Genomic DNA, 23,025 nt, shown 5'->3' with positions numbered 1-23,025 from the left:
CTAGTTATTAGCTTAATAGCTACTTGATTAATAGATCTCTGACTAATATCTATTTAACTAATAGTCACTTGGCCATGCCACCAGCACCGTTTTTTCAGTCATATCGACCTCAATAACGGTTTGTTTGTGCCATGGAATCAGGCGCTCTTCATCATCCAAGCTGTCTGAGTTTGCTTTCACGCGCATGATGTCATGCGCGCCAGTTTCAAACATTTCGGTGATATCGCCCAGATACTCTTCTTGCTCGTTTATCACGCGCAAGTCGATCAAGTCTGACCAATAATATTCATCCTCAGCCGTTTCTGGCAAGACGTCTTGCTCGACCCAAACGGTCACACCGTTCATCGTCTCCGCAACATTGCGATCAGGTACCTGCTCAAACTGAGCGACGATTCCTGTGCCTTGTTGACGCCATGCTTTCACCGTCAAAGGCTTCATGCCAGTGGCAGTTTTCATCCACCACGGCTGCATGTCAAATATCGCCGTCCGATCCTCTGTATCACTAAACACCCACAGCCAGCCTTTAATACCATAAGGCTTTTTAAGCTGACCGATTTTCATAAGGGTATTAGCGGCTGGAGCAGATGACATAACGGCTAACCTAGTAATGACTAACAAACGGTAAGTAAAACAATCACGATTAAAACAACAATCATTAAAAACTGCGTTAAAAGCGATAAACAGTTAATGGCGCACCCTGGTCAGACCAGTTACGCTATGTGTTCTCAAGTCTATTGAGATTGCCATAGTCAAACTATAACCACCTCAGCGACCAACAAACTTAAGCAGTGGCTTCAGTTTGAGCGGCAGACTTGCTATAAGCTTTTGCTAATGAAGCAACGCGATCTGAAGGCTGTGCACCTTTGGCGATCCACGCATTGTACGCTTCCATGTTTAGGCGTACTGCTTCTTCAGACTCTTTAGCGAGTGGGTTAAAAAAGCCGATGTTTTCAATATAGCGACCGTCACGCGCGCGGCGTTGATCAGCAACAACTACTTGATAAAATGGGCGTTTCTTGGCACCGCCCCGTGCTAAACGAATAACAACCATGTGAATTCTCTCTTTCGCAGGTATACCAAAAAGGGCATAATTATATCACAGTCTTGATTTATTGAAAACATAAACTGTGCTTATTTAATTATTTATTAACAATAGCTTAAATGGCTATCGATGTAAAATCCTTCTAGGATTTGCGTATGGCAATCCTCTGCTATTGCGCCGTTATTTTTGGTGGATGACATCCTTTCTAGACCAAATAACGCTATACTTTATAACGCCTCATGTAACCTATTGGATTGTTATGACTCCATCAAATCCGCCAACCCGTCGCAAAGGCTGGCTTGCGCGCTCTTACTCCAACACTTGGCTGACGACTTTGATGGTCGCCTTTATCGTGCTGATCAGTGTCAGTTTATCGATTTTGTTTTTTTGGCGCAGTCTGTATTTGCCAGAGCTCAAAAATCATGCGCGTTATTTGACCAGCGAGCTAAAGCTGATGAATAGCGTCAATAAAGATTGGCAAGCGCGCCCTGAGGTGCGCCAGTGGATTTATCGGCACTCGCATGTGGTGGTGGTGGATAATCCAAGCGACTTTCCGGAGGTGGCTGATAAAGCCTTTGTCGGTGTCTTTACCGACGTGTTGCAGCGAGAGATTGGCGCTCAATTAGGCCGACCTGTTGAGGTGTATTTTAAATTTAAGCCCACGCCGCAATTATGGGTACAAGACAGCCGTGACGACAGTTTTTGGATTCGTGAGCCTGTGGTGTATTACTCGCAGTATAGCCCAAGTCTGCTGGTGTTATTTTTGATTGGTTTGCCTATCTTGTCCTTGCTCACCATTATTTTACTGGCGCGGCAATTAAACCGTCCGCTGCGCTATTTGCAGCGCGCCGCGACCAATTATATCCGTCTTGGTCACGCCACCACTCTGCCCACTCAAAAAGGCCCAACAGAGATACGTCAGGTCAATATGGCCTTTAATCGCCTATTTACCACGCTCAGCCAAGCGCAAAAAGAGCGTACCATCATGCTCGCCGGTATCTCTCATGATTTGCGGACGCCGCTGACCCGAATGCGGTTGACCGCCGAGATGCTGCCGGATGATTTTTTTCGTGAAGGGCTGATTTATGATATTGAAGATATGGATGCTATTTTGGAGCAGTTTATCTCGTTTATGAAAGATGGCTCTGATGAGCCTGTGAGCCTGACCAACCTAGACACCATATTTAATGAAATCATGGTGCAATTTGCGCCAATGGAGTTTATCTATCAATCTGAGTGCCATAAAGTGGTACCCGTCCGGCCGCTTTCTATCAAACGTTTGATTATCAACCTTGTAAATAACGCCAATCGCTACGGCAAACCGCCCATTTATCTATCGGCAACCGTCATACCGACCTTTGTCGAAACCGCTGTGGATGAAGAAGCCGATGTGGTGACGGAAAACGTGGTAAACCAAGAAGCACAGGAGCAATTGGTAATCTGTGTGCGCGATTGCGGCGATGGCGTGGCAGAAGACCAGTTAGAGCGAATTATGCAGCCGTTCGAGCGTGGCGAGACGGCACGTACCACACAAGGCAGTGGTCTAGGCTTAGCCATCGTCAGCCGTATCGCAGGGTTACATCATGGTACGGTTGAGGCCATCAATCACCCTGATGGCGGTTTACAAGTGTGCGTACGTATCCCGCTACTCTCTAAGGTGGCTGGCGATGAAACCTTAGCCGCCGATACGCCCACTACCTCAGAGTCATCTGATGAGAAACACGCCATAGACAAGCCGCCTAACCCTTAAAAGTTAGGGTTAGGGGCAGACCCAAGCCGGCCCTTGGTCTTAAATCTCAGTCTTTGCTGCCAATTACCGGCGGGATGTACTTAGCACTATTGGTAAAGGCCAGCGGCTGGGTAATCTCCGCTTTGGCCGCCTCTACGGTCTGAGTGCTGCTCGGCTGCTGCACAAATAAATAATACCCCAAGGTAATCGCATTTACTATCACCAACCCGCCAAATAAGTATGGCATCCTTTGCCCTCCTCTACTATTGCTCTGCTGATCACTGACTGTCTTTGCTTATCATTGGTTTTCAATATCACGCTCACTTCTTTCTTGCGTCAACTCATCTGCCGCCAATATCTGTGTCAAGGGCTTAATCGGCCAAGTCATGACAAACCTTGCGCCACCAAGCTCACGGCTTTCATCTACCTTCATACTGCCGTTAAACCAAAAGGCGATGCGCGAAACGATAGACAGACCAAGTCCATAGCCACCCGATGCACGGGTGCGACTGTCATCCAAGCGCGAAAACGGGATAAATACCTTTTCGCGGTCTTCTTCTGGGATACCGTGACCATCATCTTCGACACTGACAAAGGCATTGCCCTTTTTGACGCCAGCACTAATGATAATAGTGGTTTCTGCATAGCGTAGGGCATTGCCAGCCAAGTTCTGAATGACACGGTGTAAATAGCGCTTATCAGCCACTGCCGTGACCTTCGCACTGGGGAGTTTGGTCACTATCTTGATGGGTTTACCTAGCGCGTTGGTTTCGCGCTCGACTTGCTCTAGCAGCTCTCGAAGATTGACAGGCTCTAGATCAAGCTTTGGTGAGCCTTCTTCTAGCTTGGCGTACGTCAAAATCTCATCAATCAAACTATTTAGAGACTCAATATCTTCATCGATATAGTCACGCTGCATAAAGCGCGAGTCCTCATCATCGGTATCGGCCAGCATATCGACGGCAAACCGTATACGGGCAACAGGCGTACGCAGCTCATGCGAGACCGCGCGTGTCAGCTCACGCTGTGACTCAATTAAACGTTTGATATGCGAGGTCATGGCGTTAAATGTCGCTGACAAGCGAGCAATCTCATCTTGGCCGATGACCTGTACTTGGATATCTAGATTGCCTTTACTGACTTCGTTGACGCCCACTTGTATCAATTGTAGCTTACGCTCAAGCGGAAAAATCAGCGCATACACACCCAAGCTAATAAGGAACATACTGATCAAAATCATACTGATGATCAGATTGAGCGGAAACCAGTTAAACAAAGGAACCGGGCCGATCAAGATAGCCATGTCATTGATTTCGGAAGGCACTATCACTCTGATCGCTGAGTTGCTCTTACTACTGTTAGTATCCTGCAAAGAGATGACCACCTCATCACGGCGCAAACGCGCTATCTGATCAGAATCCAGATCGAGGGTGTTGACCGCCTGAAACGCAAGCGGAAAAGAAAACTTGTCTTCTAACTCAGCGAGGCGTGCACGCTTATCCGATAAAGTCATGTGATAAGACAAATCATCTAACAAAAACACAGCAATAGCACGCACTTGCTGTTCGGTCACCTGTGACACCCTCGCGGTCAAGACGCTCTGGCTGTCGGGCAGACGATAATAAACATCTGCATATACCGGCTGATTGTTATAACGAACCACGGTATTGTCATTTTCAAAACGGCGTAGCTCGCTGGCGGTGAAGTCCACTTTATCAATCGGTATGACACTAAATGTCGAACCAAACAAGCTACTGGCATCTGATAACCAATACGCTCGCTGCTGCTCATTGTCCTGATGCGCAATTCCTTCACTGACCAAATGAAACGCCCCTTTGGCCATGGTTTCTCGATAGGACTGCACCCGCTCTTTATTGATGGTGTCCATCAATAACTGCGCGAACAAGGCCACGCATAAACAAACGATAAGCAGCCCGGCATAAATCCGAACGAAAATACTGTGTTTTAAAGAAGAAACTAATGACATACGTGCCGTGACCAACTTAGTAAATAAAATCCGCTGATAGTACTCAGCATAGTGCTGCTACATTATGATGGCTTAATTAAACCACATAACGCTGTATTTAAGTTTAAAAATTAAAATTTAGCCACAAAAAAACCAGCAAAGGTGCTGGTTTTTTTGTGAGAATGCGAGACAATCTGTTTTCACTCAGATGTGAGCTGATTAGTTGCCTTCTTTAACAAACAGATAACCCTTACTACGGACGGTCTTGATACGTTTAGGGTTTTCTGGATCATCACCGATTTTTGGACGGATACGTGAGATACGCACATCAATGGAGCGGTCTTGACCATCATATTCAATACCGCGCAGGCGCTCAAAGATATCTTCACGCGATAAAATACGACCAGCATTCGATGCAAGTAACCATAATAGGTCATATTCGGCGCTAGTAAAATCTACCAGCTCATCACTAAGCGTGACTGAACGACCACCATTATCGATGACCAACTCACCAAATTCAAGACGCTGTGGCACATCTTCTGATGGCGCGTTTTCTGAGCGACGTAGCAACGCACGAATACGAGCAAGTAGGACGCGTGGCTGCGCCGGTTTGGCAACATAATCGTCAGCACCCATCTCAAGGCCGAGTACTTGATCCATATCTTCAGTACGGGCTGTCAGCATCAAAATTGGATTCTGGTAATGGGGACGTACTTCACGGCACACTGTCAACCCATCGCTACCAGGAAGCATGACATCAAGCACCACCATATCAGGCTGTTCGTTGACGATACGGCGAATCGCACGATTGCCATCGGTCTCGATGGCGACTTCTAGACCGTTTTTGACCAAGTAGTCTTGGGTCAACATGGCCAGACGCTCATCATCTTCAACAATCAAGATTCGGGGGGTGTTGTCTTCTTCAGTCGTTGTCATTGTTATATCCTCTAATACATCTCATTTAAAAGCAGTAAAAGTAAGAGCGGTAAAATTAATAGCACCATATTGTGGCACGATTGATGTTTGTATAGCTGTTACAACTTGGTAGCACAGTATACTATTAAACGTACGGCTTCCTATACTATAGCCTATAGTCAGTAACAAAACCTATAAACTATAATGATTAAAACTTTAGTTTACGTCCAAAGATTCTACCTTTTTCATGCAAATTAACGGTTTAAAGACTTTTTTAGCGCTTTAATACTGGCATAGACATTGACGCATCACTGTTTACGCATCGCTCAGCACCTATGACAATAGCAATCATGTTTTCAACGCTCACGCAGCATTTACATACTATCGTCTCTAATATAGCCAGATATGCTCATTGTCGCCAGTGTCTTTTTATCTCTGTTAATAAAGTCAGCAGCAAACCACGATATTGATTACTTTTGTCATATGATTTTAGCTGACACCGAATATATGACAAACAAACCTATATAACAGACATAAAAAAAACAGCCCATGATGGACTGTTTTTTATGATTACTAACCATACCAAATAAGAGAGGCTGCTTAGTATGATAGAAAATACATTAAGCGCGGTTTTTATATTTACGAATCGTTTGTAGCTGTGCCACGGACTCTGCTAAAGAAGCCAAAGCGGCATTGGTCTGAACCGTATCAGACTGATTGACCAGCATTTGCTCTGCTTTTTTACGAGCTTCGATGATTTTACTTTCATCAAGATTGTGTGCACGCATGGCGGTATCCGCCAGTACGGTGACCATCTTTGGCTGAACTTCTAAAACGCCACCTGAAACATAAATCACTTCTTCTTCACCGTTTGGTGTTTGCACGCGCATCGCACCCGGTTTTAGCAAAGTAATAAGCGGTGTGTGACCTGGCAATACACCAATCTCGCCTTCGGTACCCGTAGCTATTAGCATGCTGATCTCGCCCGAATACAACTCTTCACGAGCACTTACGACGCGACATTGTAACGTTGCCATATTTAACTCCTTACGATCAAAACTCAATCAAAACTGCGATGCGTTATCTACTGGCAAGTAGACAGACAGTAGCCCACTTGCCTTTTAGCAATTGCTAACGCAACTTACGCTGCAGTAGATTTCATTTTTTCTGCTTTGGCCACTACTTCTTCGATGCTACCAGCCATGTAGAACGCTTGCTCTGGTAGGTCATCGTATTCACCAGCGATGATTGCTTTAAAGCTGGCAATGGTATCGCGTAGTGGTACATATTTACCAGGCGCACCAGTAAAGACTTCGGCAACGTGGAATGGCTGAGATAAGAAGCGCTGGATCTTACGAGCGCGATAAACAACCAGTTTGTCTTCTTCTGACAACTCGTCCATACCTAGGATGGCGATGATGTCTTTTAGCTCTTTATAGCGCTGCAACACTTCTTGCACACCGCGAGCGACGTTATAGTGCTCTTCACCAATGACTTGTGGATCTAGCTGACGTGAGGTTGAATCTAGTGGATCAACCGCAGGATAGATACCTTGTGAGGCGATGTCACGGCTTAGTACGACTGTCGCATCCAAGTGAGCAAACGTCGTTGCTGGTGATGGATCCGTCAAGTCATCCGCTGGTACATAGACGGCTTGCACTGAAGTGATAGAGCCTGATTGCGTTGAGGTAATACGCTCTTGCAGCAGACCCATCTCTTCAGCAAGTGTTGGCTGATAACCAACCGCTGATGGCATACGACCAAGTAGTGCTGATACTTCGGTACCCGCTAGTGTATAACGGTAAATGTTATCCACGAACAATAGTACGTCACGACCTTTGCCAGTGGCAGGATCTTTGGTGTCACGGAAGTACTCCGCCATGGTCAGACCCGATAGGGCAACACGTAGACGGTTACCTGGTGGCTCATTCATCTGGCCGTATACCATCGCAACTTTAGACTTACTGAAGTCTTCAGTGTTTACAACGCCAGCTTCTTGCATTTCGTGATAGAAATCGTTACCTTCACGAGTACGCTCACCCACACCAGCAAACACGGATAGACCTTCGTGTTTTAGAGCGATGTTGTTGATAAGCTCCATCATGTTGACGGTTTTACCAACACCGGCACCACCGAACAGACCAACTTTACCACCTTTAGCAAACGGGCAAAGTAGATCGATAACTTTGATACCCGTCTCTAGCAGCTCAGTGCTGTTTGACTGCTCAGCATAGCTTGGTGCATCACGGTGAATCGACCATTTTTCGTCAGCGACAACTGGACCTTCTTCATCGATAGGACGACCAAGAACATCCATGATACGACCTAGCGTACCTGTACCCACTGGTACAGAGATAGCCGCGCCAGTGTTGGTCACAGGCAAGTTACGCTTTAAGCCTTCAGTTGATCCCATCGCAATAGTACGTACGATACCATCACCTAGTTGTTGCTGTACTTCTAGGGTGGTTTCGGTACCATCTACTTGCAAGGCATCAAAAATTTGAGGAACTTCATTACGGTCAAACTCAACGTCAAGAACCGCGCCAATAATCTGTACAATACGACCGCTACTCATTGCGTTCTCCTTGAACTTCTATATATAGGTGTAGTCAATTATGAAACAGCAGCAGCACCGCCAACGATTTCCGAGATTTCTCGGGTAATCGCCGCTTGACGCAGCTTGTTATAAACCAACTGTAAATCGTTAATAAGGTCACCAGCATTATCTGTCGCCGCTTTCATCGCAACCATACGAGAGGACTGCTCAGAGGCAATGTTTTCCATTACCGCTTGATAGACAATCGATTCGATATAGCGACCAAGCAATTCATCAATCAATGTCTTGATGTCAGGCTCGTAGATATAATCCCAGCTAAGCTCTGTCTGTAAGCCGCTCTCTTCGTCACCAAATGAACCCTCTGGTAGCGGTACTAATTGATTGACTATAGGCTTTTGAGTCATGGCATTTACAAACTGGTTGTATACCACATAGATACGGTCGATATTACCGTTACTATAATCTTCAAGCATGGCCTGAACTGGTGCGTTTAACTGTTCAAACGTTGGTTTGTCGCCGTAGTCAGTCACCGCTGACGTCACTTTACCACCAAAGTTTTTGAAAAAACTCACCCCTTTAGCGCCAATGACTGCAAACTCAGTTTGTACAGACTGGTCTTGATAATCTTGGATACTTTTAGATAAGGCTTTGAATAAGTTAATATTCAAACCACCCGCCAGACCGCGATCAGAGGTAATGACAATATAGCCAACCTTATTGACCGGACGCGATTCCATATACGGATGTTTGTAATCTGATGAGGCATGCACCAAATGTGAAATAACCCGGCGCATACTATCAGCATACGGGCGACCCACTTCCATGCGCTCTTGGGCACGGCGCATCTTACTCGCTGCTACCATTTGCATAGCGCGAGTGATTTTTTGGGTGCTTTTAATACTGGTGACTTTGGCACGTATCTCTTTTAAGCTTGCCATAATGATTCCAATATAAGAGGGTTAAAAAGCATTGGCGCATGCAGCATTTGATAAACACTCACCTTTAAAAAAGGCAATATTTTGTGCATAACGCGATCTAATACCGACGGTGGTTAAGACAGTGGCGCTTTTGTCTTAGCAAAAAGCGTATCAGACAACGCGCCACTTTTTAAACGATCAGTCATCACCAGATCGGCTTAACCCATTAAATTAATAACTGTGATTTTGTTTAAAAGTCTGTACTGCTGACTTTAAACGACCTGCGATATCATCGTTGTAGTTCGCAGTGTCATCAATCTCGCGCATCAATTCACTTTGCTCATCATGCATATAGCGTAAGTAGGCTTCTTCAAAAGCACCAATCTTTTCAACTGGTACATCAGCTAAGAACCCTTCGTTTGACGCATAGATAACGGCCGCTTGTTCAGAGATTGACATTGGCTGATACTGTTTTTGTTTCATCAGTTCAGTCACGCGCTCACCATGATCAAGCTGTTCACGAGTCGCATCATCAAGATCAGAGGCAAACTGAGCAAAAGCTGCCAATTCACGATACTGAGCCAGAGCGGTACGAATACCACCAGAGAGCTTTTTGATGATCTTAGTCTGCGCAGAACCACCAACACGAGATACCGAGATACCAGCGTTTACTGCAGGACGAATACCTGAGTTAAACAAGCTAGACTCTAAGAAAATCTGACCATCAGTGATTGAGATCACGTTGGTTGGTACGAATGCTGATACGTCACCTGCTTGGGTTTCGATGATAGGCAGAGCGGTCAAAGAACCGGTTTTACCTTTCACTTCGCCATTGGTGAATTTTTCTACATAATCAGCGTTGACGCGTGATGCACGCTCAAGTAGGCGTGAGTGTAAGTAGAATACGTCACCAGGGTATGCTTCACGACCTGGCGGACGACGTAGCAAGAGTGAAATCTGACGATACGCAACCGCTTGCTTTGATAAGTCATCAAAAACAATTAGGGCATCTTCACCGCGATCACGGAAGTATTCACCCATCGTACAGCCTGAGTATGGTGCAAGGTACTGTAGTGCTGCTGGCTCTGATGCCGAAGCGACTACAACGGTGGTATATTCTAGCGCACCGGTTTGCTCAAGCTTACGTACGACGTTGGCGATAGTAGAGCGTTTCTGACCGACTGCGACGTATACACACTTGATGCCAGAAGCTTTCTGGGCGATGATCGCATCGATGGCCATGGCGGTTTTACCCGTCTGACGGTCACCAATGATAAGCTCACGCTGGCCACGACCGATTGGAATCATGGTATCAACGGCTTTATAACCTGTCATCACTGGCTGATCGACTGATTGACGGTCGATAACGCCTGGAGCGATTTTTTCGACTTTATCTGTCAATTTGGCATCGATAGGGCCTTTGCCATCGATAGGATTACCCAAGGCATCTACAACACGGCCTAGCAGCTCAGGACCTACTGGTACTTCAAGAATACGACCAGTACAATAGGCTTTTTGACCTTCTTGCAGCTGTAGGTAATCACCAAGTACTACCGCGCCGACAGAATCACGCTCTAAGTTAAGCGCCATTCCATAGATTTCGCCTTCAAACTCAATCATTTCGCCGTACATGGCATCTTCAAGACCATGAATCTGCACGATACCGTCAGATACTTTGACAATCGTGCCTTCATTCTTTGCAGTTGCACCCGCATCAAGGTCTTGAATACGCTGCTTAATCAGGTTACTGATTTCCGCTGGATTCAATTGTTGCATTGCCTTGTTTCCTTTAATTTATGATAACCCGCCCACTGACTTAAATGCTCTTACGCTCACGCAGATTTTATTTGGCTGCGCTACTGAGTGGCATTAGGCAGTTAGCTGTGTTTTTAACTGTTGTAACTTGCCGCGCATCGAATCATCAATGATTTTGTCACCGACTTTGATCGTAGCGCCTGCCAATAGACTTGGATCGACCGACTCGTGAATCACCACACTCGCATTTAACGAGGCAGCAAGACGCGTTTGAATCGTTTCACGCTGGGCGTCGGTCAATGGATAGGCAGAGGTCACATATGCGTCAAGCTGCTTTAAGCTTATGGCCTTGTGACGGCGATAATGCTCATAAACTTCAGGAAGCAGCGCCAGACGCTCTTGTTCTGATAACTGTTTAACGAAGTTACTAAGTGCTACTGATACTTTAGGATAGCTGGTGTCAGCGCTTGGTTGAGCACCTTGGTTCTCATCTAATAGCTGCTTAAAAGCAGAGTCATTAGAACCCGCTACTTGTGTATCATAAAGATCGACCAAAGCAGCTGACTTATGCTCAGCAGAAACAGCTGGATTGTCCAGCCAAGTACTGAACGACTTGTCATTGACAACGCGGCTGGCAATAAATAAGAAGTTTTCCCACTCATTTACCACACCATTTTCGTTGGCATAGTCAAACGCGGCTTTAGCGTACGGTCGTGCTAAGGTTGATAAGTCAGCCATGATATCCTCACAATTACAGCTTCGCCGCCAGTTGGTCTAACATACTGGCATGTTTTTGCTCATCGACTTTGTCTTGCAAAATCTTCTCAGCACCAAGTACAGCCAGTTCAGCAACTTGCGCACGTAATGATTCACGCGCTTGATTGATTTCTTGGTCGATAGATGCTTGTGCTTGTTGGCGAATGCGCTCACCTTCTGCTTGCGCTTGCGCTTTTGCATCTTCGACAAGCTGGTTGGCACTCTTGTTGGCTTGCTCGATTAAAGCCGCGGCTTTAGTCTTCGCAAGATCAAGCTCCTGCTGGACATCTTGCTCTGCGGTCGCCAAGTCTGCTTTTGCTTTTTCTGCGGCATTCAAGCCTTCAGCGATTTTACGCTGACGCTCATTAATGGCCCCGATAAGTGGTGGCCACACGAATTTCATGCAAAAAATCACAAATATTGCAAAAGCAATGGCTTGACCGACGAGGGTAAAATTGATATTCACGTGATCACCTCTTTGTTAATGAAAAATCAGTTTCATTGATCATGTTTGGCAGTCAAATCTTGACTATATTGGATAATAAATCTTTGAATACCAAACATTTACAACTGAGCTTTCGGATTAACCTGCTAGAGGGTTAGCGAACAACAACAGCATAGCAATACCAACACCGATCATCGGAATAGCATCAAGAAGACCTGCTACGATGAACATACGAGTTTGCAACTGAGAGCCAAGCTCTGGCTGGCGTGCAACACCTTCTAAGAACTTGCCACCTAGAATAGCAAAGCCAATACCTGTACCAAGTGCGCCAAGACCGATAAGTAGCGCTACTGCGATAACTGTGTAACCACCTAATACTGGATCCATTGATGTATCCTCATTTACCTATTGAATGTCTAATTAATGTTCAGTTGATGATGCAAGCGACAAGTAAACTATCGTGAGCATCATAAATACGAACGCTTGAAGTGTAATAATCAAAATGTGGAAGATAGCCCACGGTACCGATAACGCCCATTGAATCCAAAACGGCATTAGAGCAATCAGTATGAAAATCAATTCCCCAGCATACATGTTACCGAATAAACGCAAACCTAATGAGACAGGCTTTGCAATTAGAGTAACGGCTTCTAAGATGAAGTTGATGGGGATTAAAATAATTTGTAAGATAGGATTCTTGGCACTAAATGGATGCAGCGTTAGCTCACCAATAAAGCCGCCCACGCCTTTCTCTTTGATGCTATAAAAAAGAATTAGCAAAAAGACAGAGAATGACATGCCAAGCGTGATATTAGGATCAGTCGTTGGAACAATCTTGAAGAACACATGATGTGGATCATGGCCCATCATAGCGCCGATCTGCCCTGCCAGACTTGGAATAAAGTCGATAGGCAATAGATCCATCAAGTTCATCAAGAAGATCCAGACAAAAATAGTCAACGCCAAAGGCGCAATTAGTTTTGACGTACCACTGTATGAATCGCGCACGTTGTTATCAACAAACTCAACGATCATCTCAACCGCAGCTTGCGTCTTGCTTGGCACGCCTGAGGTGACTTTTTTGGCAACCATCCAAAAGATGGCACAAAATAAAATACCCAGACCAATTGACCATAGCATAGAATCAAGATGGATAGCGTTAAAGCCCATTTGCCCTGCTTCTTCAGCAGTATAAGCAACTTTCCAGCCCTCGCCCGGCAGATAACCGTACGTCCAATTCGTTAAGTGGTGAGAGATATATTCTGATGATGTTTGCTCGGATGCCATAATGTAAGCTTCTTATTAATCAACGATTTAATCAACTACCAAAAATATGGTTGTCATCTGATGAGGTGTGGTCTTTCTATGTATGTTGCGATTAAGCAAATATATAGAACAAACCAAAGCACTCATGTAACCAATAACATCCAACCCATAGTTCTATTACGATGCGATGTTTGATGGCGTAAGTTAAATTTTAGCTATCAAAAAAGGGCTTATGATAATTCAGTAATAGCCCTTGCATGTATACGCAAAATTATTATATATGTGCTTGCTTACTGCCACATTTTTGTAGCTATCGCTCAATTCGGCGCTTATAAGCAAAATATTTAGCTGCCTATATTAATGCAGCGTTGTATTCGTGTAAAGTCAATTATGACTTTTTTATCCGCCGTATGAATAAGTTAGCGGCCACTGACCTTTAGTCGTATAGGTTTGCTTCATTTGCTGGGTAGAAATATTTAATACTAAACCCAAAGCTTATTGAGACGTTGTGTTGTTTTAATCGTCATTTTGCGCTTATCAATGAATCTTCGTCGCCTATATCGCTATCTTTATATTCCTATCGATAAAAATCATATCAATAGAAATAAAGCACATGTCATTTTTTGACTTTATAGAATCAGTCATAGAGAAATTGGACGGCAGGGTGACTTGCCTAGTACTATTTAATCAGTAACCATCGCAGATAGATCATAATCGATACCATCATGAGCTACCAGCACTAGCGTATGTGCCACAACATCCAACTGTGACTAATTTGCATTACCATAAAACCGATAAACAGCGCTGGCGCAGATAGGGGTTGTACGGTAATAAAAATTAGTGCAAAACCAAACACAGTCAATAGCCATTTGGCCATCTGACCTCGATATAGCTGGCTGACAATGTGTCTGCGCGCGCGATATCCGGTGTACCAAAAAACAAAAAAAGCAAATACAGCCTGTGTAATAAAGCTCAGTAGTGCACCGATTGCGGTGCTCTTTGCGATGATAAGCTGACTATGTAGCCAGCTTATATCTATCATCCAAGCGGCAATGATCAAGATAAATAACAGCCAGGCTTGGCGTTTGATATAAATACCAATCTTGTCTTTTTGGGTGCGTTTGGCAGGTTTGGTCATGGTACGCCTATAGCCTTATAGCATTGGGATAAGGCAGCAAAAATACTTGCGACCTCTTTATCCGTGAATGACTCACTCTACAGGTGTTACCTTTTAACCAAAATAAAACGCCACTTATTATAAGGAGGCTGCAGCCGTTAAGCAAGCAAAATCTACCTTTTATCCCTCCCCTACCCCAATCACTGCTCATGGCTGCCATCAAGAGCGGCAAGCCTGTGCCCGTTATCATTCATCCTAAATAAAGGGAGTGGCGCTATGCCAGCATGCTCCTGTGTTTATCTTATCGTCGATCGACTATTTTTCAGATAGCTTAAAATCAGATGCCTTAAAAAATACTGTGGCATTTGTATAATAGCCGTCAATCATGCACGTCAGTCAGATACTTAAGCGTTATTGCGCTTAATTGCGCTTATTTATCGATACACTGATGGATTTGCTGCGCCATCGTTTGCCAGCCACTGATAAAGTCTGTGCTGTTACTCATGTCTTCTGCTTGTACTGTGGTACTGACGGGCTGTAATTTGGCCAGCAAGCCTTTGGCAGGTGCATTTGGACTGACCAAGCACATTCGCTTGGTTGGGCGCTGCTCATTTAACCGGCGTAATTGACTGGCTTTTGGTGCTAAGTGGTGATCGACACTCAAGCTACCAACAAGCTGTAAATTGATGCTGTCTTCGATATATTGATACGCATCATGATAAGCCCAGTAGGGTGAGGGAGTTTTTGTGCTATCAAAGCTGGCGGCGGCCACCGCACTGTCTAAACGCTGGGCGAATTTTTGTGCATTGGCATGATAAAGGTTTTTATATTGCGGATTGGCATGGCTATGGATAACAGCCAAGGCACGAGTGATGGCTTTGGCATTATCAGGCTCGAGCCAGATATGAGGGTCTAGCGTGCCAGCGATGGGTTTGCCTTGGACATCACGTAGCGGATGACGATTAAAGGCATCAAACTCAAATAAGGCAATGGCATTAGGCGCTGTCTTTAAGCTTGAGGCCAAGTTGTTTTCTAGCGGCTCACCAAACCAAACCACAAACTTACTGTCGCGTATTGCCTTGATATCACCAGGGCTGATACTGCCATGATGCCCGACTTCGCCGGCTTGTAGCAGCCGCTTGGCAGACGGCGCGCCTTCGGTCACCGCCTCACTCAATAAAAACAGCGGATAGTTGCTGACGCTGACGGTGGCTGCATGCGCGCTCACACAGGCCAGCCCCAACCATAGCAGTAGCGATGCTAGCAGACGCTGCAAAATCGGATAGACACGCAAATAATCATAAAACATTGGATTCATAGTCAGCTCTTTGGTATATAGTTGGTAAAAAGTTAAGCAAATATAGATGCTGGGCATCGGACATATCGTTTTGTGGTTGCTATCACCCCAGCTCGATCATCCCCATCAGATCACCCTTTGACAGTGGCAGGTCAATTTACTTGCTTATTCAATATTTTGGTTGCTCGGTAATTTTATTTTATTATGTTATAATATAACAATAGAAAACGCCATTGCTAAAATGCTACGTAATTTTTAGGAGTTTTCCTCATGTCTACGAGTTTGTCAGTCTGCGATCACTTGCATGATGTGCAAGACTTTACGCCGCATGATGTGACTGAGCGCCTGCGCGCAGCAAAGGAGCAGTGCCGACTCAGTGGTGCGCGTTTTACGCCGTTACGGCAGCAGATATACCAGCTGGTACTCGAAGCCAACCAACCCGTCGGCGCGTATGATCTGATCACCCAGTTGCAGCAAATGCGACTAGTCGGACCTGATGAAGCTGATGACGTGTCGGCGCAAAAAACGACAAAAAATGTGGCACCACCCACGGTATATCGCAGCTTGGAGTTTTTACTCGGTGAGGGCTTGATTCACCAGCTTACCTCTATCAACGCCTACGTGCCCTGCTGTCATCCTCGCGCTCAGCATACGGCGGCGTTTTTGATCTGTGCCCAGTGTCAGCGGGTACAAGAATGCAGTAGCGTACCGGTACAAGAGATGATGAGCTTTGCTGAAAAAGATGTGGGGTTTGTGGTGGAGCGTAGTGTCATTGAGCTGAGTGGTCGCTGCCAAGCCTGTCAGTAATACCGACGGTTTATTATTTGCTCGTTGATTTATCATCCATCGTTTATCTTACCTTGAGTCCTTGCCCTATGAGCGCGCTTATGTCACCGTTTACATCTACCACTACGACTGATACAACACTTGATCGTAAAAAGCTACTGAGCTTGAGTGACATCAGTTTTCATATTGGTCAGCAGCGTCTACTGTCGAATATCGATATCGATATTGCTGTCGATGAAACACTTAGCCTCATTGGGCCCAATGGCGCGGGCAAGTCGACTTTGGTCAAGCTTATTTTAGGCTTGCTTGAGCCGACCAAAGGGCAAATCACCGCTCACCAGCCTCTACAGCTAGGTTATGTCCCGCAGCGCTTTGCCGTGCCGCCGATACTGCCATTACGCGTCTGTGATTTGTTGGCACAAGCGGACAAAAAACGCCTAACGGCCAAGCAGCGACAATTTATTTTTGACAATTTGTCTTTGACGCATCTGCTGTCACGGCAGATGCTGCATTTGTCAGGTGGTGAGACGCAGCGCGTGTTGTTGGCGCGGGCACTGCTGGACAAACCCAACTTGTTGATTTTAGATGAGCCGATGCAAGGGCTTGATCCTGATACTGAGGTTTGGCTGTATCAGTTTATTGATGAGCTACCAGCGTTTTTGCGCTGCGCCATGCTCGTGGTGTCACATGATTTACATTGGGTGATGAAAGGCAGCCGGCGGGTGATTTGTCTCAACAAGCATATCTGCTGTGAAGGTCAGCCAAGCGAGCTTGCGATTAGTAGTGAGTTTCAAAAGCTGTTTGGTCACCACTATGAGCAACCGTATGTGCATCAGCCGCATGCTTGCGAGCATCATGCTCCCAGCGAATTATAATACATGCACTCAAACACGTTGATGACTGCCTTAAAAACACAGCGTTAATGCAAACTAAAAACTGTTACGGATATCTTTTATGAGCGCTTGGTTAGCCATCATTGCCCCGGCTTGGATTGCAGGTAGTATTTTAGCGTTGCTCTCAGCGCCTCTGGGGTGTCTGGTATTGTGGCGACGCATGGCTTTTTTTGCCGATGCACTGGCGCATGGTACGCTGCTTGGCGTTGCTTTGGCAGTGTGGTGGCAATTACCTATGGGCGTTGGGATTGCTATCATTAGTATCGCGGTGGTCTTAGGACTGGTCCTTATCGATGATGAACGCTTGCCTGTCGATGCAGTACTGGCCGTCGTCGCGGTGTCGCTGCTGTGCTTGGGACTACTGACATTGACTCAGCTGACCGACCAGCAAGCCAATGTACTGGGGTTTTTGTTCGGTAATTTACTTGAGCTGGATTGGGCTGATCTGCCGCTGCTTGCCACCAGTGTACTGGTGGGTTTAGGACTGCTTATCTATATATGGCCTGCGCAAATCAAGCTGGCCACTCATGAGGCCTTGGCACGGATTCAAGGTATCAATCCTGCGCGCCAGCGGTTATTTTTTATGGGGGTATTGGCAGGGTTTTGTGCCATTGCCTTGCAGGCGGTGGGTAGCCTACTGATCAGTGGCCTTTTGGTACTGCCAGCCTTGAGTGCACGCTTATGGGCATCTTCGCCCAAGCAAATGGTCCTCATGTCTTTACTGATCGCTCAGGTTGGCGTCACGCTGGGCGTGTGGGGCAGTATTTGGCTGGACATCCAGACCGGTCTTGCTATTGTTTTGATATTAGCGATTTTGTTTTTTATTGCGTTGTTTTTTAGCAAATTAAAAACGCTTAGGTTTTGGTCAGCAGAGCGCCGGCACTAGGTAACCACTGGGTTATAAACAAGTTTTACCTTGATGTTATCCAACTTTATTTCATCAATATTGCTAGAGCTTTCATTCACTTTATGTTATAAACTTGCTTTAATAGGGCTGGCATCAGCCATGCCAAATCACCATTGTTTATCCATAGTCGTTCTGGCAACTTTGATTGTTTTGAGTCGATGAGGGAGCGCCCCAATGCCAAGCTATCCTGTCAACACGCTTTGCCCACCTGATGAACAACTCAATATTTTACAAATCACGGATTTGCACCTATCAACGCCTGTCAACAAGAGCACAGACGATCGTAGCGGTGACGCTGTTTTGTGTCAGCACAGCTTTGAGACGGTACTGGCGCAAGCATTAAACGATGATATTCGCTGCGATTTGATTGTGGTGACGGGCGATTTGGTCAACCGAGTAAAACCTGATATCTACGATCATATTTTTGCCGTCCTACAAGCGACTGGCATTCCTTTTGCTTGTATCGCCGGCAACCATGATGTGACCGATGAGCTGGGCTATGATTTGCCGTTTTTTCAGCGTGAGCTGGTGGCCAAACCAGCTGACCCGCGTTTGCTCAGTCGGCATGTGATTGAGTCTGCTCATTGGCAGTTGTTGTTTTTGGACTCATCCATCGCAGGCAAGGTTTCAGGTGAGATCGCGCCAAGCGATATCGATTGGCTATGTCAGCAGCTCAGCCACTGTAGCAAGCCTGCGCTCATTGCCGTCCATCACCATCTGATTCCTGTCGATTCTGACTGGATCGATACCCATATGGCAAAAAACAGCGAGGATTTTTGGCAGCAGATGAGTGCGTTTACGCACTTAAAAGTAATCATCAGCGGTCATACTCATCAAGAGCAAGTACGCTATTATCAAGGGGTCACGGTATATAGCACCCCTTCTACCTGCTATCAGTTCAAACCTTTTGCAAATGACTTTGCCTATGATAAACGTGCCCAGCCGGGTTACCGTTGGTTGCAATTAGCCAACAATGGAGAGGTTGCAAGCTGGGTAGAAAGACTGGATACTTGACGCCCAGATTTATCGCGGCGAGCGTGATGCAGCCCTGATGTATCGGACTTCTTGCCGATATTGCTGGCTTAGATAGGTGATGTCTGACTCCATTAAAACACCAACAATGATAAAAACTGCTTCATTATTATGAAAAACAGTGATACAACTTATCAAACCAGATGATGATTAAAATATAAAGATAACCTATAGCCGAGATTAGACAAAATTATAATAGCTAGGATGGCTAACCTGACCACACGCTAAGTATTCATAGTCCGTGTTTTGTTATATTGTTTAGCGACCAGTAGGCCAATTACCCTATTTACACTGAGGTATTTGCATCAAGGTATTTAAATAAAAATATACATAACCATATACTGGGGTACTGATATGTCGCTGTCGTCATATCGAGACAACTTTATTATTAGATCAGCTGTGTTACTTGTGTTACCAAGTGGTAAAACGTTTTATAAAGGGACAACTTATAGCGTTTATAAATTGATAACGTCTTGTCTTTTGATGCGTCGTTTTATTGAATTAATTTGAAAAAGTAGGATACCCATATGAGCACCCTGACCACGAATCCGAGTGAAGTGAAGTTTACTCCTTATGTGCCAGCCGAAGGCGAAGAGTATATGTCTGATGCGCAATTGGCGCACTTTAAGGCGATTTTATTGGACTGGAAAAACCAATTGATTGGTGAGGCAGACCGTACCAAGACTTATATTCAAGATGAGTCAAGCGCCATGCCAGATATCAATGATCGCGCCACTCAAGAAGAAGAGTTTGCTTTGGCGCTGCGTACGCGTGACCGTGAGCGTAAGCTCATTCGCAAAATCGACAAATCCATGGCAGAAATCGAAAATGACGACTATGGCTTTTGTGAAACCTGCGGCGTAGAGATTGGCTTGCGTCGTCTCGAAGCGCGTCCAACCGCGACCCAGTGCATCGACTGTAAGACTCTCTCAGAAATCAAAGAGCGCCAAAACCAAGGCGCATAGGCATATAAATCCGAGAGATAACAAATCAATAGCATTATCTCAGCACAAGCGACCATCATGTGGTCGCTTGTTGCGTTTTATAAACATCTTTTGGCCAGCAGATACAGTATCCTATATGACCTAGTCCGCGATAACGGCGTCCCTTAACCTGTCATCGTTTATTTTAATTATCCTATAAATGCCTATGCCCACGACCTCCATACCCACACCGCCTATCGGCCGATTTGCCCCCTCCCCAACCGGCGAGCTACATCTTGGCTCACTGACCACCGCCCTTGCCAGCTACTGCCATATAAAATCACTTGGCGGTAAGTGGTTATTGCGTATTGAAGACACAGATACAGAGCGCTGCGATCGGCAGTTTACTGAGCAGATCTTGATCGACCTAGAAGTGCTGGGGTTACACTGGGATGGTGATGTGGTGTATCAATCTGAGCGCATCGATATCTATAATGAGTATCTGGCCTCGACCCTACGGCCACTGACCTACGGCTGTCAGTGCTCACGTAAAGACCTAGAGCAATATTGGGCGCAGCAAGATCAAATCCCTGCCCATACAGATACTGCGACACAGCTGACTGTGCTGCCAAACAGAAAACGCTATCCGCGGCGCTGTGTCACCAAAGCATTAGATAGGCTACGGCACAAGCTACGCATACAGCTGCCCGATTATCTCATTGGGTTTCATGATGGTATTCAGGGACAACAGTGGGACAATCCGCAGCAGACCTTGGGCGATATGGTGGTGCGTCGACAAGACGGCATGATCAATTATATTTTGGCCGCCAGTCTCGATGATGGCTTGCAGGGGGTTACGCACATCATGCGCGGTTTGGATATCCTGCCCATGACCACCGCCCAAATCAGCATCATGCAAGCAGCACGCCTGCCCGCGATTGACCGATGGTATCATCTGCCGCTGATCTGCAGCCCAAACGGGCAAAAGCTGTCTAAACAAAACCTAGCGCAGCCAATAGACACCCGCGACCCAAGTCAGCTAATCGCGACCGCATTACAGCTTTTGCAGCAGCCGAGTGTCGAGATAGACACACCTGCGCGGATGCTCAAGCAGGCGACTGCACAGTGGGACCACGCGCCGCTACAAGGCCAGCAGCAGTTGAGCTTGGTAAATAAACAATAGACCAACAGCAAAAAGCGCCACTCATAATAGCGACGCTTTTTAATCACTTTGCAATACAGTTAAGCCCTAGGAATATAGTAACGGTGTTTGGTTTAGGGCTTAATAGTAACGGCACTGACTCTTTTCAATCTCAGGGCTTTCTTTGTAGATTTTTAGCAGCAGCGCTACCATCACAAGGCTGATCAGCATAGATGAACCACCATAACTAAAAAACGGCATGGTCAAGCCTTTGGTCGGAATCGCTCCCATATTCATCGCCGCATTGATGATGGTTTGCGCAATAAACACCACACCGATACCAAAAGCGGTATAGCTCATGCGCATCTGTCGACGTTTTAGCGCGTTGTAACTGATGCGCATCGCACTACCGATGATCAGCGCCTCAAGCACCAAGACCATCGTCACCCCGACAAAACCCAGCTCCTCACCTGTGATGGCCAATAAAAAATCGGTATGCGCTTCAGGCAAATGCGAGAGTTTTTGTACACTCTCACCATAGCCCACGCCAGTAAACTGCCCACGACCAAAGGCAATCAAACTGCGCGCCAACTGATAGTCGGTATCTTGCACATCATCGAACGGATCCATAAACGACATCACTCGCACCAAGCGATACTGCGCCGTTGTCACCATCAACACAGCCCCACCGATGGCAGCGGCAGTCAGTGCGACAAAGTGCTTGTAAGGCGCACCTGCGATATAAAAAATCGCAAAAATCGTGCCTAAAATAACGACAAACGAGCCAAAGTCTGGCTGTGAGAGTAGGAGCATGGTAATCAGCACCACCACCAACATAATGCGCAAAAACCCATCTAAACCATTGCGCACTTCAAACGAGCGGCGTACCACAAAGTCAGAGACAAAGACAATCATTACAAGCTTTGCCAGCTCGGCCACCTGAAAGTTAAAGACACCCAAATTTAACCAGCGTTTTGAGCCGTTAATCGGAGTACTAAACAAGGTAGCAACGAGCAGCAAACCGGTAACCCCCAGCAGTATAAACTGGGTCTCTGTCTTATAAAGTCGCCGCAAAGACACCCCATAATAAGGGATGGCGGCGATGATAAGTCCAATGGTCATGTAAAGCAGCTGGTTTTTAAAAAAGTACAGCTCGCTCATACCACGGCTCAGGGCGAATGGGATAGAAGCAGAGGCGACCATCAACAAGCTGAGCACCAGCATACAGCCAACGCTCGCTATCAAAACAGCACGCGCTGACGGCATCGATAAAATACCATCAGCGCCAGTGGCTGTCTTTGGTTGGGACGAAGAACGAAAAAGAGAAGAGAGCGCCATAATTTTATATACACTAACGAACGAAAAACACGGCGTCTATACAACGCCACCGTTTAAAAAAACACATACCAACAAACAAACCTGAGGCTAAGGCTAAGGCTAAGACAAACAACGACTGACCATCATCGACCATCGGCGCGATTAACCATTACTCAAGCAATGACACAGTCATCTCTACGCTTGATTAGTAGGCTGGCTATAAAAGACAGTAGCAGCAATCTATAAGCAAAACAATCATTTATC

Annotated in this window: 23 protein-coding genes; 7 read left to right on the top strand and 16 right to left on the bottom strand. The window is 46.0% G+C overall.

What is annotated here, in order from left to right:
• Positions 1–57: 57 nt before the first annotated feature.
• Positions 58–591, bottom strand: a complete 534-nt coding sequence (gene rimM / locus BTV99_RS08200) for a ribosome maturation factor RimM (RefSeq protein WP_075101888.1) — start codon at positions 589–591, stop codon at positions 58–60.
• A gap of 190 nt (positions 592–781) precedes the next feature.
• Positions 782–1,051 (bottom strand): 30S ribosomal protein S16, encoded by a 270-nt coding sequence (gene rpsP, locus BTV99_RS08195; RefSeq protein WP_075101887.1) that lies wholly within the window; start codon positions 1,049–1,051, stop codon positions 782–784.
• A gap of 250 nt (positions 1,052–1,301) precedes the next feature.
• Between rpsP and BTV99_RS08190 the strand changes: the two genes are divergently transcribed.
• Entirely contained in the window at positions 1,302–2,792 is a 1,491-nt protein-coding gene (locus BTV99_RS08190) for an ATP-binding protein (protein ID WP_075101886.1), read from the top strand.
• A gap of 46 nt (positions 2,793–2,838) precedes the next feature.
• Here BTV99_RS08190 and BTV99_RS08185 read toward each other — a convergent pair whose 3' ends face one another.
• From BTV99_RS08185 to BTV99_RS08125, 13 genes are all read right to left on the bottom strand, one after another.
• Complete coding sequence (locus BTV99_RS08185) at positions 2,839–3,018, bottom strand: hypothetical protein (RefSeq protein ID WP_075101885.1); 180 nt, start codon at positions 3,016–3,018, stop codon at positions 2,839–2,841.
• A gap of 51 nt (positions 3,019–3,069) precedes the next feature.
• The gene (locus BTV99_RS08180; RefSeq protein WP_075101884.1) at positions 3,070–4,758 is read right to left on the bottom strand and encodes an ATP-binding protein; all 1,689 of its coding nucleotides are present in this window, start codon (positions 4,756–4,758) and stop codon (positions 3,070–3,072) included.
• A 198-nt stretch (positions 4,759–4,956) separates the two neighbouring features.
• Positions 4,957–5,673 carry a response regulator gene (locus BTV99_RS08175; RefSeq protein WP_071002805.1) on the bottom strand — a complete coding sequence of 239 codons (717 nt, stop codon included), beginning with the start codon at positions 5,671–5,673 and terminating at the stop codon, positions 4,957–4,959.
• A gap of 599 nt (positions 5,674–6,272) precedes the next feature.
• Positions 6,273–6,689, bottom strand: coding sequence for a F0F1 ATP synthase subunit epsilon (locus tag BTV99_RS08170; protein ID WP_075101883.1), 417 nt, complete (start codon positions 6,687–6,689; stop codon positions 6,273–6,275).
• A 104-nt stretch (positions 6,690–6,793) separates the two neighbouring features.
• Positions 6,794–8,227: a F0F1 ATP synthase subunit beta gene (gene atpD / locus BTV99_RS08165; protein ID WP_075101882.1), complete on the bottom strand. Its 1,434-nt coding sequence runs from the start codon at positions 8,225–8,227 to the stop codon at positions 6,794–6,796.
• 38 nt (positions 8,228–8,265) lie between these two features.
• A complete protein-coding gene (gene atpG, locus BTV99_RS08160; protein WP_075101881.1) occupies positions 8,266–9,147 on the bottom strand; it encodes a F0F1 ATP synthase subunit gamma in 882 nt (293 codons plus the stop codon).
• Positions 9,148–9,357: 210 nt separating this feature from the next.
• Positions 9,358–10,902 (bottom strand): F0F1 ATP synthase subunit alpha, encoded by a 1,545-nt coding sequence (gene atpA, locus BTV99_RS08155; RefSeq protein ID WP_075101880.1) that lies wholly within the window; start codon positions 10,900–10,902, stop codon positions 9,358–9,360.
• 93 nt (positions 10,903–10,995) lie between these two features.
• Positions 10,996–11,619 (bottom strand): F0F1 ATP synthase subunit delta, encoded by a 624-nt coding sequence (locus BTV99_RS08150; RefSeq protein WP_075101879.1) that lies wholly within the window; start codon positions 11,617–11,619, stop codon positions 10,996–10,998.
• A 13-nt stretch (positions 11,620–11,632) separates the two neighbouring features.
• The gene (locus BTV99_RS08145) at positions 11,633–12,103 is read right to left on the bottom strand and encodes a F0F1 ATP synthase subunit B (RefSeq protein ID WP_075101878.1); all 471 of its coding nucleotides are present in this window, start codon (positions 12,101–12,103) and stop codon (positions 11,633–11,635) included.
• A 117-nt stretch (positions 12,104–12,220) separates the two neighbouring features.
• Complete coding sequence (atpE, locus tag BTV99_RS08140) at positions 12,221–12,469, bottom strand: F0F1 ATP synthase subunit C (protein WP_010197960.1); 249 nt, start codon at positions 12,467–12,469, stop codon at positions 12,221–12,223.
• 33 nt (positions 12,470–12,502) lie between these two features.
• Positions 12,503–13,369, bottom strand: a complete 867-nt coding sequence (atpB, locus tag BTV99_RS08135; RefSeq protein WP_075101877.1) for a F0F1 ATP synthase subunit A — start codon at positions 13,367–13,369, stop codon at positions 12,503–12,505.
• A 718-nt stretch (positions 13,370–14,087) separates the two neighbouring features.
• Complete coding sequence (locus tag BTV99_RS08130; protein ID WP_075101876.1) at positions 14,088–14,486, bottom strand: ATP synthase subunit I; 399 nt, start codon at positions 14,484–14,486, stop codon at positions 14,088–14,090.
• Between the two features lie 409 nt (positions 14,487–14,895).
• Positions 14,896–15,783, bottom strand: a complete 888-nt coding sequence (locus BTV99_RS08125) for a metal ABC transporter solute-binding protein, Zn/Mn family (RefSeq protein ID WP_075101968.1) — start codon at positions 15,781–15,783, stop codon at positions 14,896–14,898.
• A gap of 249 nt (positions 15,784–16,032) precedes the next feature.
• On the opposite strand from BTV99_RS08125, the gene BTV99_RS08120 reads away from it, so the two are divergent.
• The 6 genes from BTV99_RS08120 to gluQRS all read left to right on the top strand — a co-directional run bounded on the left by BTV99_RS08120 (position 16,033) and on the right by gluQRS (position 21,486).
• Positions 16,033–16,569: a Fur family transcriptional regulator gene (locus BTV99_RS08120; RefSeq protein WP_075101875.1), complete on the top strand. Its 537-nt coding sequence runs from the start codon at positions 16,033–16,035 to the stop codon at positions 16,567–16,569.
• Between the two features lie 80 nt (positions 16,570–16,649).
• The gene (locus BTV99_RS08115) at positions 16,650–17,423 is read left to right on the top strand and encodes a metal ABC transporter ATP-binding protein (protein ID WP_075101874.1); all 774 of its coding nucleotides are present in this window, start codon (positions 16,650–16,652) and stop codon (positions 17,421–17,423) included.
• Between the two features lie 79 nt (positions 17,424–17,502).
• Positions 17,503–18,327 carry a metal ABC transporter permease gene (locus tag BTV99_RS08110; RefSeq protein ID WP_075101873.1) on the top strand — a complete coding sequence of 275 codons (825 nt, stop codon included), beginning with the start codon at positions 17,503–17,505 and terminating at the stop codon, positions 18,325–18,327.
• Positions 18,328–18,522: 195 nt separating this feature from the next.
• Complete coding sequence (locus BTV99_RS08105; RefSeq protein WP_075101872.1) at positions 18,523–19,362, top strand: metallophosphoesterase; 840 nt, start codon at positions 18,523–18,525, stop codon at positions 19,360–19,362.
• Between the two features lie 545 nt (positions 19,363–19,907).
• Positions 19,908–20,345 (top strand): RNA polymerase-binding protein DksA, encoded by a 438-nt coding sequence (dksA, locus tag BTV99_RS08100; RefSeq protein WP_075101871.1) that lies wholly within the window; start codon positions 19,908–19,910, stop codon positions 20,343–20,345.
• Between the two features lie 184 nt (positions 20,346–20,529).
• Positions 20,530–21,486 carry a tRNA glutamyl-Q(34) synthetase GluQRS gene (gluQRS, locus tag BTV99_RS08095; protein ID WP_083608589.1) on the top strand — a complete coding sequence of 319 codons (957 nt, stop codon included), beginning with the start codon at positions 20,530–20,532 and terminating at the stop codon, positions 21,484–21,486.
• A 99-nt stretch (positions 21,487–21,585) separates the two neighbouring features.
• On the opposite strand, the gene ftsW is transcribed toward gluQRS, so the two are convergent.
• Positions 21,586–22,782, bottom strand: coding sequence for a putative lipid II flippase FtsW (gene ftsW / locus BTV99_RS08090; protein ID WP_172953132.1), 1,197 nt, complete (start codon positions 22,780–22,782; stop codon positions 21,586–21,588).
• Positions 22,783–23,025 lie beyond the last annotated feature (243 nt).

The sequence above is a fragment of the Psychrobacter sp. Rd 27.2 genome (assembly GCF_001921755.1).
GTDB lineage: Bacteria > Pseudomonadota > Gammaproteobacteria > Pseudomonadales > Moraxellaceae > Psychrobacter > Psychrobacter celer.
This window is presented reverse-complemented; position numbering and strand designations above follow the sequence as displayed.

Coding starts and splice junctions, on each gene's coding strand:
- rimM (WP_075101888.1), bottom strand. CDS start 591: ATGTCATCTGCTCCAGCCGCTAATACCCTTATGAAAATCGGTCAGCTT.
- rpsP (WP_075101887.1), bottom strand. CDS start 1,051: ATGGTTGTTATTCGTTTAGCACGGGGCGGTGCCAAGAAACGCCCATTT.
- BTV99_RS08190 (WP_075101886.1), top strand. CDS start 1,302: ATGACTCCATCAAATCCGCCAACCCGTCGCAAAGGCTGGCTTGCGCGC.
- BTV99_RS08185 (WP_075101885.1), bottom strand. CDS start 3,018: ATGCCATACTTATTTGGCGGGTTGGTGATAGTAAATGCGATTACCTTG.
- BTV99_RS08180 (WP_075101884.1), bottom strand. CDS start 4,758: ATGTCATTAGTTTCTTCTTTAAAACACAGTATTTTCGTTCGGATTTAT.
- BTV99_RS08175 (WP_071002805.1), bottom strand. CDS start 5,673: ATGACAACGACTGAAGAAGACAACACCCCCCGAATCTTGATTGTTGAA.
- BTV99_RS08170 (WP_075101883.1), bottom strand. CDS start 6,689: ATGGCAACGTTACAATGTCGCGTCGTAAGTGCTCGTGAAGAGTTGTAT.
- atpD (WP_075101882.1), bottom strand. CDS start 8,227: ATGAGTAGCGGTCGTATTGTACAGATTATTGGCGCGGTTCTTGACGTT.
- atpG (WP_075101881.1), bottom strand. CDS start 9,147: ATGGCAAGCTTAAAAGAGATACGTGCCAAAGTCACCAGTATTAAAAGC.
- atpA (WP_075101880.1), bottom strand. CDS start 10,902: ATGCAACAATTGAATCCAGCGGAAATCAGTAACCTGATTAAGCAGCGT.
- BTV99_RS08150 (WP_075101879.1), bottom strand. CDS start 11,619: ATGGCTGACTTATCAACCTTAGCACGACCGTACGCTAAAGCCGCGTTT.
- atpE (WP_010197960.1), bottom strand. CDS start 12,469: ATGGATCCAGTATTAGGTGGTTACACAGTTATCGCAGTAGCGCTACTT.
- atpB (WP_075101877.1), bottom strand. CDS start 13,369: ATGGCATCCGAGCAAACATCATCAGAATATATCTCTCACCACTTAACG.
- BTV99_RS08130 (WP_075101876.1), bottom strand. CDS start 14,486: ATGACCAAACCTGCCAAACGCACCCAAAAAGACAAGATTGGTATTTAT.
- BTV99_RS08125 (WP_075101968.1), bottom strand. CDS start 15,783: ATGAATCCAATGTTTTATGATTATTTGCGTGTCTATCCGATTTTGCAG.
- BTV99_RS08120 (WP_075101875.1), top strand. CDS start 16,033: ATGTCTACGAGTTTGTCAGTCTGCGATCACTTGCATGATGTGCAAGAC.
- BTV99_RS08115 (WP_075101874.1), top strand. CDS start 16,650: ATGTCACCGTTTACATCTACCACTACGACTGATACAACACTTGATCGT.
- BTV99_RS08110 (WP_075101873.1), top strand. CDS start 17,503: ATGAGCGCTTGGTTAGCCATCATTGCCCCGGCTTGGATTGCAGGTAGT.
- BTV99_RS08105 (WP_075101872.1), top strand. CDS start 18,523: ATGCCAAGCTATCCTGTCAACACGCTTTGCCCACCTGATGAACAACTC.
- dksA (WP_075101871.1), top strand. CDS start 19,908: ATGAGCACCCTGACCACGAATCCGAGTGAAGTGAAGTTTACTCCTTAT.
- gluQRS (WP_083608589.1), top strand. CDS start 20,530: ATGCCCACGACCTCCATACCCACACCGCCTATCGGCCGATTTGCCCCC.
- ftsW (WP_172953132.1), bottom strand. CDS start 22,782: ATGGCGCTCTCTTCTCTTTTTCGTTCTTCGTCCCAACCAAAGACAGCC.